This window comes from Chitinophaga sp. Ak27, assembly GCF_012726295.1.
Classification (GTDB): domain Bacteria; phylum Bacteroidota; class Bacteroidia; order Chitinophagales; family Chitinophagaceae; genus Chitinophaga.
In genome coordinates this window covers 57,763-70,220 of record NZ_JABAOB010000013.1, presented here as the reverse complement: position 1 = coordinate 70,220, position 12,458 = coordinate 57,763, and the positions used below count along the sequence as shown (strand labels likewise).

The window sequence follows — 12,458 nt, the reverse complement described above, 5'->3', positions numbered from 1 at the left end:
CTCCTTGTTATAGGGTATAACTGTTGTAAGTTAATTATCGGCATTCATTTTACCAACCACTTTGTATCCCGCTACAGAATTATCACTGTTTAAAACAGGTTGATAATACATGCCGTCTGGTGACAAAAAGTACTGTTGACCGTTGATATTCACGGTGTGGCAGTTGTCCGGCAACTGGGAAATCAGATCGTTGTCTGGATTGTTGTTGCCAGCGTTGTTGTTGGGGGCTGTATTGCTATTATTTCCCTGATCGTTCGTGATTGTCACTGTTTTGTCGCCTATTTTACCATTTTTCCCTACCACCACATAACGTCTGCCGTTGTCTGTCATGGTTTCCTGGTAATAGGTGCCGTTCAGTTCATAATAGGTATTTCCGTCTACCTGTATTTCCTGGGCTCCCTCGGGAAGGTTAGGCACTGCTGCGCCTATTGGAGCTTCCACTACTTTATATCCCCTGTCATCGCCGGTAGATTGATAATAGCTGCCGCCGTAGTAATACATAGGGCCGAAAGCGGCTCCCAGTGAGAAGTAACCAAAAGGCAGTGTAGATACATACAAGCCTAAAGGGGGATAGAACGGGTTATAGTAAGGATACCTATACCTGTAGCGGTAGTAAGGTCTTCCATAGTAATGTCCTCCTACATATACCCGTCCGGTATAGCCGGAACCATGATAATAACCTCTGTTAATAGGAGCTGAAATCCGGGGAGAAGACATGCGTGGAGCGGAATATACCCGTCCACTTCCGCCAAAGCCGGAGCGACCACCCCCAAAATGACTTCCGCCGCCGCCATGGCCGCCGCCAAATCGCTGGGCGTAAGCGCTGCTTACTGAAAATGTGCCTAAGAGGCCTACTAGCACAAACAGTATATAGCATCTGTTTTTCATTTTCTTAACATTAAGTAGTAATCGTCTCATCAATGCTCCTATTTTTCAACCAATTATTAGACTTGAAAACAGGAGGAAAGTTTAACTGGTAAACGATAGTAAGCAAAAATGCGGCCGGTTTCCCCGTTGCCAGCTATTGGGCACTGGCGGTATTAATGGTGGCAGCAAATCGCTGGGCGAGCTGCCCTATTTCCCATGATTTTACCACCTGGTGTACCCATTCTGCCGGAAGCTGGTCAATGCTATAGTACAGCCCGGCGGCAGCTCCGGCCACCGCGGCAGTAGTATCTGTATCTCCGCCCAGGTTGACCGCGGTTAGTACACAGTCGCGGTAATTATCTGTACGTAAAAGGCTCCAGAGTGCGCTTTCCAGCGTATGTACCACATAGCCGGAACTGTACATCCATTCGTCAGACAGGGTAGCTATGTTTTGTTGTAAAACCCGCTCATAGTATTTGATTTCAGACGGGTTAAAGGACTGATTGCTCAGATAGGCATTTACTGTGCGTTGCATCTGTACATAGGCGTCAGGCAGATTTTTACCGGTAATCAGGGCACGGAGGAATTCTACATATATAAAGCAGCCCAGTACGGACCGGAAATGCTGGTGGGTGATGCCGGATACTTCTTTTACCAACAGGTAACGCAGGTGGATGTCATTTTCGTTTAACAGGAAAAAGGCGATCGGCATCATGCGCATCAGGGAACCGTTGCCATTCTCGAATTCTTCAAATCCGCCGCTGATCAACGGATCGGTGCCTGCCGCTACGCGTTGCAGCGCCCTGCGTGTAGTATGGCCAATGTCAAATACTTCATTGTGGGCACCCCAGTATCCATGTTGCGCCCATTGTACAAATGTCCGGGCCATTGCATGGATATCGTAGCCGTTGATCAGGCTTTCCGCGGTACAAAAAGTGAGGGAGGCATCATCAGAAAAAGTGCCGGGTGGCTGGTTCCAGCTGCCATAGCCGGTAAGGGCAGTAATAGGGTTTTCAGAGAGATAACTACGCGTTTTGAATTCTACCGGTACGCCCAGTGCGTCGCCTATAGCGATACCATAAAAGGCGCCTGTTACTTGTTGTTGCATGAGATAGGACTACTAACGTTAAAGTATATGTGAAATGATATCATTGAATATACGGTTGATTTACCAGAACCAGGCATCGCCTTTATACAATTTTTTTTCATACCTGTTATCGCCATTTTATTCAGCATTCTTGAAAATATTCATTCCCGTTCATTGAAATAATAGCACTGATAGGTGATCTCCTGGTGTTATTTCTCCCTACCTTTGCATTATAACGATAATAATCGTTGAAAGATTACCCCGAAATCTATTTTTTAGACTGTCCGTAGCCATTTCCTTTGTTACCGTTACTGGCGGTGTTATTACAGAGGTTAACCAACCAATTTTATAGTAAATAATTGACCATTAAATGCTTTTTACATGCGATATCAACCCCAATGCAGACTTCAATACAAGTGTGTTTTAACAGAAATTTTCCAGGGTACTGTCATTGTAAATACTGGCGATGAACGCTGCAATGATGTATTGTAGCAGTGCTGCGCAGTAATATAGGGATATGCTGGCTAGCAACTCATAAGCATGCACCAGGATAGCACTATAACCATGCACCTGAATAGCATTATAACATGTGCCAGGATGGCATTATGAGCATGTATTCTGGTAGCATTACAGGCATGTACCAGTGTAGTTTTACAGCGACATATCATAATGGTGCATCACACCTGAACAACTGGCCATTTTCTTTTATTCGAAAAACCATAACCCATATGCAGTCTTTTTTATTCAGCAGACGTTTTCAAACGTGCACTTTTCTAGGGTATTATCATCATCAACTTTTCTTTTTTGAACTGAACTGATTTTACCGGAATCTTTATATACAACCGGCTACTGACCGGGGATATACTTTTTTTTACTGTCTGTTAACCGACAGCAACTATATGCTGCTGCCATGCAGTAATCAACATAATCCTCATTGTTTGTTAACCACTAATTTCTTTCAATAATGGGAAATAGTACATACAACTGAAAAGGGGCTGTTTTTCCAGGCAGTCCAACTTTTTCTGAAAATTGAGATAAAGGAAATAGTCTTTGCGACGCTTGCTGACCGGGACCACTTATCCAGGTAGTCCCCCTGTTTTATCATCCCCTCAGAAATAATTATTGGAGTGCAACAATATACAATGGAAGCTTAGCTGATGGACCGTTTTTCCAGGCGGTCCCTATCAGGAAAACATCAATATGCCCTGGCATATTGTCAATTATATAGTCGTAATCGCCATATGTTAACATCCCAGTGTAGATACAAATCACTATTTATACTGCGATTGATTCGGAAGTCAGGGACTGTTTTTCCAGACGGTCCCTTTCTATAGAAAAATCGGACTGCTATAGGGTAGTCTTCTATATAAGAACGAGTTTTCATAAGTGTGAATTTGATTTGGGAATGGAGGGGACCTTCTGTCTAGCTGGTCCCATTTTCCTTACCAAACATACTACTCATGAAGTGAATACGATGGATCGGACATACTAAAAAAGGCGGGCTGTTTTTCCAGACAGCCCAAACTTTTTACCTGGTTGTACAACACAGGTGGTTAGGCGATCATGAACAACTGCTTTTTTGAGGTGGACGTAACAATTAATATGGGGGCTGTTTGTCAAAACAGCCCATTACCTGTTTCTCCTGTCCGGTAAGCACTGCCATCCGGAATCCCGCCGGGCGGCACATTCCGGGGAAGAGGTAACCTTAGCGTGAAAAACTTTACTTTAGCTGAGGTATCAAGATTAAAACGCGGTTATCATGCAATATCATCTCCTCGGAAAATCAACACTCTCTGTCAGCGAAATCGGATTTGGCTGCATGTCGCTTGCAGGCAGCGATGCTGACAATGCCCATCTTATTCACCAGGCAGTTGAACAGGGTATTAATTTTTTTGACACAGCCGATCTTTATGATCACGGACAAAATGAAGTGAGCGTAGGGAAAGCACTACAGGGGCATAGATCCAATGTGGTGATTGCTACCAAAGTAGGGAATCAATGGAGAGCAGATGGGAGTGGCTGGGACTGGAACCCTGGGAAAGCGTATATCATCAGCAGTGTAGAAGCTAGCCTGAAGCGGCTTCAAACAGACTACATAGACCTGTATCAGCTGCATGGAGGCACCCTCGATGATCCGATTGATGACACCATCGCAGCCTTTGAAACATTGTTGCAGCAAGGGAAAATCAGGTATTATGGTATTTCATCCATCCGGCCGAACGTGATTCGCGAATACGTACAATGCTCGCATATCGTGAGCGTAATGATGCAATATAGCCTGCTGGACCGGCGTCCGGAAGAAAGTGCCTTCCCTTTGTTGTTGGAAAATAATATTGGCGTACTGGCGCGGGGCAGCGTTGCCAAGGGTTTACTGGTGAATAAGCCAGCCGCTCCTTATCTCGGCTACTCCGCAGAAGAGGTGGCCAGGGCAGCGGAAGCTATCCGGCAAGAGAGTATCCCGGAAAGAGACGCCGCACAAACCGCACTTCGCTTTGTATTGCAACAACCTGTGGTGAGCAGCGCTGTTGTTGGCATACGCACCCGGTCACAACTGGAAGATGCGATCCGGGCGGTATCAGCGCCGGCGCTATCGGACAGTGAGCTGGCAGCATTACGCCTGGCAGTTCCGATCAATAAATATGAGCAACATCGCTAGAAATGGCCGATGCTGCTGCGATGTATGGATTCCAGGATTTGTCCTTTGTGATGAATAGTACCCATGGTATCTTGCAGCAATGGCTGCTTCCTCTTTACAGCAGACTGCAGTATTATTGTATCGCGTTTAAACTTCCATGTATGCAAAAATTAAAAGTGGGGATGTTACTCTTCCCGGATCTGACTATCCTCGATTTTACAGGCCCTTACGACGTATTTGTGAAGGCGCCGTGTTTTGAAGTTATTACCATCGGAGAAAATACAGCATCGCTCCGGGCGGAAGGTGGATTGACCCTGCAGGCTGAAATAGCGATGGCGGATTGCCCTCAGCTGGATATTATTTTTGTGCCGGGTGGTCGCGGGATCAACGCATTGCTCACCAATACCAATGTATTACAGTTTTTGCAACAGCAGGCCGGAAAAGCAAAATATTTTACGTCGGTATGCACCGGTGCACTGGTGCTGGCGGCGGCAGGCTTGTTGAACGGCTATAAGGCAACGACGCATTGGCGATCGCTGGAACTATTGCGAATGTTTGGCGTGGAAACCGTGGAAGCGCGGGTAGTGCGGGATGGCAACAGGATCACCGGCGGTGGTGTTACCGCCGGCATCGATTTCGGACTGGTGCTCACTGCCCTGGTGGGCGGTGAGGAAATGGCCAGGATAATACAACTGCAGTTGGAATATAACCCTGAACCTCCTTTCAGAGCAGGCTCCCCGCATACAGCAGGATTACCGGTGTTGCAAAAAGCGAAAGAACTGACCCAGCCTATGCTGGAAGCCAGGAAGAAAATTATCAGGCAACTATTGCAGGATCGGGCTTCTGCATCGGCGACACCGACCTCATAGAACGAACCTCCCGTAAACTGATCATCTTGTCCTGCTCCGGATCCCATACTTTGAGCCGAAAGCAGGCAAACACATCCCGAAAGCCGAGCGACGTAACTTTGGCATGCTGTAAGACCGGGATGTTTTGCATCACCTCTGGCAAGCGATAAAAAGGAATGCGGGCATTGAGGTGATGGATATGATGATAGCCAATATTGCCGGTAAACCATTTCATGACCGGGTTCATCACCATATAGCTGGAAGAGAGCAAAGCCGCTTTATCATAGCACCATTCCTGGTTGACATTAAACGTAACACCGGGGAAATTATGCTGGGCATAAAATAGGTAGGCGCCCAGTCCACACGCAATGGTAAATGGCACTACAATAAAAAGCAGCCAGCTTTCCCATCCCCAGAAATAACACACCGCCACGCTACCGCCCAGGTGGATCAGCAGCGCTATTAAGGAGTCGATATGCTTTTTGGGACTGCTCATAAATGACTGTATACACATGCCCAGCATAAACATCGACAGGTAGCCAGCTGCGATAGTAAGCGGATGGCGGCTGAAAAGATAGCTACGCCGCTCTGACGCCGTGATGGACTCAAATTTTTTACGGGTAATAATGGGGTAGGAACCTATACTGGCACTGAATAATTTTGAGTTATGCTTATGGTGATAATCATGCGAGCGTTTCCATATACTGGAAGGTGCCAGCACATAAATGCCGAAAGTCAGCATGATCGCTTCTGCGATGGCAGAGTGGTGTAAAATAGCGTGATGCTGATGATCATGATAAATTACAAACATGCGTACAATCAGCAGCCCAGAAAGAACACTGGCCAATATCCTCAGGATCAGGTAGGGGAGTACCAGCGTACCCGTAAGCGATACTATCAGTATTGCTAATGTAGAGAGCGTCAATAGCCAGCTTTTGGCCCTGTGTTCACATGCATATGGCTTGGTAGCCAGGATCAGTTCTTTCCCTTCCAGCATAACAATATTCGTTGTAGGATAATCGTGTCTAAATAGTTGCTTATGATTCTGTTGTAACGGCTGCCCGTTTATGTTTCCACCTTTTGTGCGACCACAGCCAGGTAGACGGTTGTGCTACAATATCTTCTTCCAGCTTACGTGTATGCGCTATCGTGATAGCACCTTCTTTTTCGTCGGCAGGTGTGGCCGTCAGTATTTCAGCCGATACGGTGTAGTAACCCCTTCTTTCGCGTGTAACAGTCACATACACTACCGGGTAATTCATTTTCTGGGCAATTTTCTCAGTGCCTTTGAATACAGGTGTGTCCTGGTGCAGGAAGGTAAGCCACTGCGCTGTTTTGGGCTGTGGCGCCTGGTCTGCAATAAAGGCGGTCGCATTGACTTCATGGCGGTTTTGCACCATGTCGCGGAAAGTATCCTGCATCGCAATCAGCTTCGTGCCAAAGCGGGTGCGCATGCGGTACATGAGACCGTTGAAATGTTTATTGGCCAGCGGATGATAGATCACATACAACTGTTGCGGGCACAATATACTAAAGGTATTACCGGCCCATTCCCAGTTGCCTTTATGGCCCATCACCAGCACCGCGCTCTTCTTTTCGGCCGCCAGGCGCTTAAACAGCTCCACCGTTGCAGGCGTAAAACTGCAATGCTTCACCATCGCCGTTTTGCTGATGGTTAGCGTTTTGAACGTTTCCAGGAAAAGATCGCAGAGATAATGATAAAAATCCTTGCAGATACGATGAATTTCCTTTTCACTTTTTTCCGGGAACGAATTCCGCAGGTTGGCAAGTACTACCTTTTTACGGTAGCCCAACACATAATATAACAACACGTACACCGTGTCAGCAACCAGGTAAAGTACACGAAATGGCAGTAGCGATAACGCGTAGATCAGTGGTAACAGTAAGTAGTAGGCAATAGCAGACAATATGGCACAGGTTTTTGATACTCCGAAAAGTATTACTGAAAACGTAAATATATGGTTTATAGCACACTTTTCATAGTATCCGTGAAAAAAACGATTCCTCCATTCATTTAGTATCTTTATCCAGGCATGTTTGTTAAACTTTAACGTTAGCATATGAAAACCATCTCTTTCTTTATACGATTTAGCTGCCTCGCAGCAGTAGTTTTTGGCGCTACGTATTGCGCCCGTAACCCTTATGCCGCCACTAATAAGGAATACCGGCATTCGGCTAAATCCTATGCGAAAGTCTTGCGGGAACAACCCGGGGCCCTTGCCGGCGCTAATGGCATAGCCGCTCCCTCCTGGGTAGGAACGGTGAACTTTAATATGCGTAAGCCCAACTTGGTGATCATACATCATACTGCTCAGAATTCATGTGAACAAACACTGAAAACATTTACCCTGCAAAAAACACAGGTAAGTGCGCACTATGTGATATGCCGTAACGGAACCATTCATCACATGCTGAATGATTATCTCCGTGCCTGGCACGGAGGCGTTGCCAAATGGGGCAACCTCACAGATATCAACTCTTCTTCTATAGGAATAGAGCTGGACAATAACGGTAAGGAACCCTTCGATTCCGCCCAGATCAGCAGCCTGCTGGTGTTACTGGATACGCTTCAGCACCGCTATAACATTCCCGCTGCTAATTTTGTAGGTCACGGAGATATTGCTCCCGGCAGGAAAGTGGATCCCAGCGCATTTTTCCCCTGGCAACAATTAGCTGATAAAGGCTTCGGCCTTTGGTATAAAGACACCAGCGCCACGGTAGTACCCGAATCTTTTAACTCCCTGCTGGCCCTTCGCATTATCGGGTATGATGTAAAAGATTCTTCCGCCGCCATCATGGCTTTTAAACGCCATTTTATGCCGACCGACAGCCTGCCTGGCCTCAGCGATGCCGGTAAGAAAATTCTACTTAACCTGCAGCAGCAATATCAATGACCTAAATAAAGACACCCCCGTTTACATTTACCCCTACGCGCTCACACTTTATTTTGTAAAGTGGGATAAATATGTTATTTTAATAATGAGTTAGAACCAGACCAAAATCGGATCAATAGCCTAAATCATCTTCCCGGACTTGTTATATACCTATTTCTACTTGTTATCTTAATCTACTTGTTATGAAATACACACACCTAATCCCGTTATCGCTATTAGCAGCCAGCGCCTTGTTTTTAACCACCCCTAGCCAATACCTCCGCGCAGGTGACCGTCAGCTCCCGGTACAAGACTCTTCCTGTCTCGTGAAAACAGACGTCAGCTTCGACTTTGCAGACAATATGAGAAAGAAGGTGACGGATGTGATTGAAGACAAATTTGCCGGCGGTATTGAAGAAGGCGGCAAAACCACCTGGGAAAATTCTCCCGATGCCCCGGAATATTACCAGGTGATTCTGCGTAAAACGAAAGTCACTATCCATTACAAAGGCACTGTATGCCAGGATAGGCTCATCTGGCAAAACGTAGAGGATTGTAAAGCAGCGCTGAAAAAGCTGTTGAACAACCAGTAAAGAAGCAAACAAAGACGCGAAGGAGCAAAGACGCAAAGTATTTAAAGTAAGATCAGCGCGAATTTTAAGTTGTAGGTAGTTACACTAATCTATCGTTATATAATGACTTAAAATCTGCGCCGGTAAGATACTTTGCGTCTTTGCTCCTTCGCGTCTTTGCGTGCTTTCTCACTTTTCTTAAATATCCATTTAGTCTATAAATTTTGTAGATTAATAATTCTGCCTTACTTTTGCCCCGGAAATACACGCTAATTATGCACCAACAACAATATACCAAAATCAAAACGGGTATAACGGGCTAACCACTCTCCGCGAGATCGGACTCAATTATTAAATCAAGTATTCAGCATGAATTACGTAAAAAGGCTGTTATGCCTGCTGCCAGGATTACTGTGGCTGCAGCAGGGTATTGCCCAGGAAATCAGGATCAATGGGGTAGTTACTGCCCGCTCAGATGCACAGCGTATCCCTGGTGTGATCATCCAGGTGAAAGGAACCAATCGTGGTACCCAGTCGGATCCAGATGGTAAATATGCCATCACTGCACAAGCGAATGATAGTTTGCAGTTTTCTTCTCTCGGTTTCCAGACAGTGGTCGTAGCCGTAGGAAGCAATAAAGTAATTAATATTTCTCTCGAAAACAGCAACCGGAAACTGGAAGAAGTGGTAGTAACCGCACTAGGCATTTCCAGGGAAAAGAAATCGCTCGGATATGCCGTACAAGAGTTGAAATCGAAAGATATTTCGGAAGCGAAAGAAACCAACCTGGTAAACGCGCTCTCCGGGAAGATAGCAGGGGTGCAGGTCACTAATAGCCAGGGTAACCTGGGATCTTCCCGTATCATTATCCGCGGCGAAACTTCTATCGCCGGAAACAACCAGCCACTGTTCGTACTGGATGGTGTGCCGGTAGATAACAGCCAGCTGGGAGTTGGCACAGGGCGCGACTTTGCCAATGCCATCTCTGATATTAACCCGGACGATATTGCCTCTGTTAGCGTGCTGAAAGGTCCCAACGCCGCCGCATTATACGGCTCCAGGGCTTCCAGTGGCGTTATCGTCATCAAAACAAAAACCGGTAAAGACACAAAAGGCGGCATGGGCGTTACTCTTAACTCCGGTGCTACCTTCGATAAAGTACTGATCCTGCCTGACTTTCAAAACTCCTATGGTCAGGGTACCGGCGGACAATTCTCCTATAAAGATGGTAAAGGCGGTGGTATCAACGATGGCGTGGATGAAAGCTGGGGCCCCAAACTGGACGGCCGCCTGATCCCGCAATTCTTTTCCAATGGAGAAGCAGTACCGTTCGTTGCCCATCCCAATAACGTAAGAGATTTCTACGTTACCGGCTATACGCTGAATAACGGCTTGTCTGTCGGTGGTACTACCGATAAAATTGACTATCGCTTCTCTTACAACAATACCAAACAACAAGGCATACTGCCAAATACCGGTATCACACGGAATACTTTTACTGCCAGCAATACTTTCCGTATTACACCCAAACTCACGCTCAGCACGTATGCAGATTATGTACGCAGCGGGGCAGACAACCTGCCAGGCGTAGATGGTAGAAGAGGGAACAGCGTTACACTCCAGTTCATCTGGTTTGGCCGCCAGGTAGATGTGAGCAGACTGAAAAATTATAAGAACCCTGATGGTACCGATTATAACTGGAACCACAGTTATTATAGCAATCCTTATTGGATTCAAAATGAAAATACCGTAGGGATGCAGCGTAACCGTTTTCTCGGTAATGCGCGCCTTTCCTACCAGGTGCTCGACTGGCTCACCGCCAACCTGCGTGTAGGCACAGATTACTACCAGGACAGGCGTAAATACCGTGTAGCTTACTATACCAACGGTACACCGTTTGGTTCCTATACAGAAGACGCATACGCAGTAAGTGAAACCAATGGTGAGTTTACACTGAATGCTAAAAAGAAATTAGGCAGCGATTTTGATATCGATGTGCTGGCGGGCGCTAACCTGCGCACCAACCAGTTTGAGCAAAACTACCAACAGGCGCCGCGCCTGGCCGTAAAAGGTGTGTACACGCTCAATAACTCCCGTGATCCGCTGATTTCTACCAACTTATTGACCCGGCAAAAAGTATATAGCGGGTTTGCAGCCGCACAGGTAGGATATCGCAACTACGCCTTCCTGAACTTGACCGCACGCAACGACTGGTCTTCTACCTTACCACGGGGCAATAATTCTTATTTCTACCCCTCCGCCAATGCCAGCCTTATCCTAACAGAAGCATTACATATACAAAGCCCTGCCTTATCGCTGCTGAAAGTCCGTGGTGGATGGGCCCAGGTAGGTAAAGATACCGACCCTTACCAATTGGTAAATACGTATCCGTTTAACCAGCCCTTCGGTTCATTGCCGCTGCTTACCGTGTCAGATAAGTTCTTAAATGAAAATCTTCGTCCGGAAATCACCACTTCTACAGAAGTAGGTGTGGAAGCCGGGTTCCTGGATAACCGTTTAAGACTGGATCTCACCTATTATAGCTCTCACAGCCGCAACCAGATCCTCCTGGCCGACGTGAGCGCTACCACCGGTTACCTGAAGAAAACATTGAACACTGGTGAGCTCAGTAATCGTGGCGTGGAAGTAATGTTAGGAATAACGCCCGTAAGCACCCGCTCCGGATTTCGTTGGGACGTTAACGTGAATTATGCCCGTAACGTCAGCGAAGTGGTAAAACTGGATGCCGATGGCTTCCTTACCAATTATGTACTCGGTAGTTCCGGTAACATACAGGTATTGGCCAGCCAGGGGCAACGTTATGGGGCGCTGTATGGCACCGCTTATAAGAGAGACGCCGAAAATCGTATCCTCGTAAATACAGATGGTACGCCGATGGTAGATCCGAATAAGAAAATACTGGGCTACTATACTCCGAAATGGACTGGTAGCATCAACAACAACTTTTCTTTCAAAGGCTTTAACCTGAGCTTCCTGGTAGATACTAAACAAGGCGGCTCTATCTGGTCAGGAACCAACGCCACAGGGATGAGTACTGGCGTACTAGCCGCCACCATGCCGGGCCGTGATGAAGACCATGGCGGGTTACCCTACTACAATAACGGTACACAGAATATTCCTTTACCAGATCATAACGCTACCGCACCCGGTGGCGCTACTGTAAAGCACGACGGTATCATCTTCGATGGTTATACTGTTGACGGGAAAAAGAATACTGCTATTCTTTCTGCACAAAACTATTACAAGGCAGTATACAGCAGCAACCTGAACGAAAGCGCGGTGTATGACGCCTCCTTCATCAAGCTGAGAGAAGTAAAACTGGGTTATACCCTGCCGGCATCCCTGGTGAAGAAGTGGGGATTACAGGCGGTGAATGTAGCGCTGGTAGGCCGCAACCTGGCTTATTTGCATAAGAACACGCCTAATATCGATCCGGAAACTGCCTTTAATACCGGCAACGGCCAGGGGCTGGAAACGCTGCAGATACCCACCACCCGCAGCTTTGGCTTTAACCTGAATGTTTCATTTTAACTA

General features: G+C 46.7%; 9 protein-coding genes. 5 read left to right on the top strand and 4 right to left on the bottom strand.

From position 1 onward, the window contains the following. Window positions 1–30: 30 nt before the first annotated feature. Both HGH90_RS30330 and HGH90_RS30325 read right to left on the bottom strand, forming a co-directional pair. Complete coding sequence (locus HGH90_RS30330) at window positions 31–888, bottom strand: DUF6515 family protein (protein ID WP_168766135.1); 858 nt, start codon at window positions 886–888, stop codon at window positions 31–33. Between the two features lie 133 nt (window positions 889–1,021). Then, window positions 1,022–1,975 carry an ADP-ribosylglycohydrolase family protein gene (locus tag HGH90_RS30325; protein ID WP_169192680.1) on the bottom strand — a complete coding sequence of 318 codons (954 nt, stop codon included), beginning with the start codon at window positions 1,973–1,975 and terminating at the stop codon, window positions 1,022–1,024. A gap of 1,738 nt (window positions 1,976–3,713) precedes the next feature. On the opposite strand from HGH90_RS30325, the gene HGH90_RS30320 reads away from it, so the two are divergent. Then, window positions 3,714–4,610 (top strand): aldo/keto reductase, encoded by an 897-nt coding sequence (locus HGH90_RS30320; RefSeq protein ID WP_169192679.1) that lies wholly within the window; start codon window positions 3,714–3,716, stop codon window positions 4,608–4,610. A gap of 140 nt (window positions 4,611–4,750) precedes the next feature. Beyond that, a complete protein-coding gene (locus tag HGH90_RS30315) occupies window positions 4,751–5,458 on the top strand; it encodes a DJ-1/PfpI family protein (protein WP_169192678.1) in 708 nt (235 codons plus the stop codon). Here the strand turns inward: HGH90_RS30315 and HGH90_RS30310 are convergent. Both HGH90_RS30310 and HGH90_RS30305 read right to left on the bottom strand, forming a co-directional pair. Further along, on the bottom strand, window positions 5,406–6,434 hold the full coding sequence (locus HGH90_RS30310) for a fatty acid desaturase family protein (protein WP_169192677.1): 1,029 nt from the start codon (window positions 6,432–6,434) through the stop codon (window positions 5,406–5,408). The genes HGH90_RS30315 and HGH90_RS30310 overlap by 53 nt on opposite strands. Window positions 6,435–6,474: 40 nt before the next feature. Next, window positions 6,475–7,365, bottom strand: coding sequence for a lysophospholipid acyltransferase family protein (locus tag HGH90_RS30305; protein ID WP_247679983.1), 891 nt, complete (start codon window positions 7,363–7,365; stop codon window positions 6,475–6,477). Window positions 7,366–7,518: 153 nt separating this feature from the next. On the opposite strand from HGH90_RS30305, the gene HGH90_RS30300 reads away from it, so the two are divergent. The 3 genes from HGH90_RS30300 (at window position 7,519) to HGH90_RS30290 (ending at window position 12,455) form a co-directional block, all read left to right on the top strand. Continuing rightward, on the top strand, window positions 7,519–8,352 hold the full coding sequence (locus tag HGH90_RS30300; protein WP_168766129.1) for an N-acetylmuramoyl-L-alanine amidase: 834 nt from the start codon (window positions 7,519–7,521) through the stop codon (window positions 8,350–8,352). A 182-nt stretch (window positions 8,353–8,534) separates the two neighbouring features. Continuing rightward, window positions 8,535–8,924: a hypothetical protein gene (locus tag HGH90_RS30295; RefSeq protein ID WP_168766128.1), complete on the top strand. Its 390-nt coding sequence runs from the start codon at window positions 8,535–8,537 to the stop codon at window positions 8,922–8,924. A gap of 348 nt (window positions 8,925–9,272) precedes the next feature. Beyond that, the gene (locus HGH90_RS30290) at window positions 9,273–12,455 is read left to right on the top strand and encodes a SusC/RagA family TonB-linked outer membrane protein (protein WP_169192676.1); all 3,183 of its coding nucleotides are present in this window, start codon (window positions 9,273–9,275) and stop codon (window positions 12,453–12,455) included. Window positions 12,456–12,458 lie beyond the last annotated feature (3 nt).

What these genes read in the sequence shown, in the direction of transcription:
- HGH90_RS30320 (WP_169192679.1), top strand. Translation starts at nt 3,714, where the DNA reads ATGCAATATCATCTCCTCGGAAAATCAACACTCTCTGTCAGCGAAATC.
- HGH90_RS30300 (WP_168766129.1), top strand. Translation starts at nt 7,519, where the DNA reads ATGAAAACCATCTCTTTCTTTATACGATTTAGCTGCCTCGCAGCAGTA.
- HGH90_RS30325 (WP_169192680.1), bottom strand. Translation starts at nt 1,975, where the DNA reads ATGCAACAACAAGTAACAGGCGCCTTTTATGGTATCGCTATAGGCGAC.
- HGH90_RS30295 (WP_168766128.1), top strand. Translation starts at nt 8,535, where the DNA reads ATGAAATACACACACCTAATCCCGTTATCGCTATTAGCAGCCAGCGCC.
- HGH90_RS30315 (WP_169192678.1), top strand. Translation starts at nt 4,751, where the DNA reads ATGCAAAAATTAAAAGTGGGGATGTTACTCTTCCCGGATCTGACTATC.
- HGH90_RS30310 (WP_169192677.1), bottom strand. Translation starts at nt 6,434, where the DNA reads ATGCTGGAAGGGAAAGAACTGATCCTGGCTACCAAGCCATATGCATGT.
- HGH90_RS30290 (WP_169192676.1), top strand. Translation starts at nt 9,273, where the DNA reads ATGAATTACGTAAAAAGGCTGTTATGCCTGCTGCCAGGATTACTGTGG.
- HGH90_RS30330 (WP_168766135.1), bottom strand. Translation starts at nt 888, where the DNA reads ATGAAAAACAGATGCTATATACTGTTTGTGCTAGTAGGCCTCTTAGGC.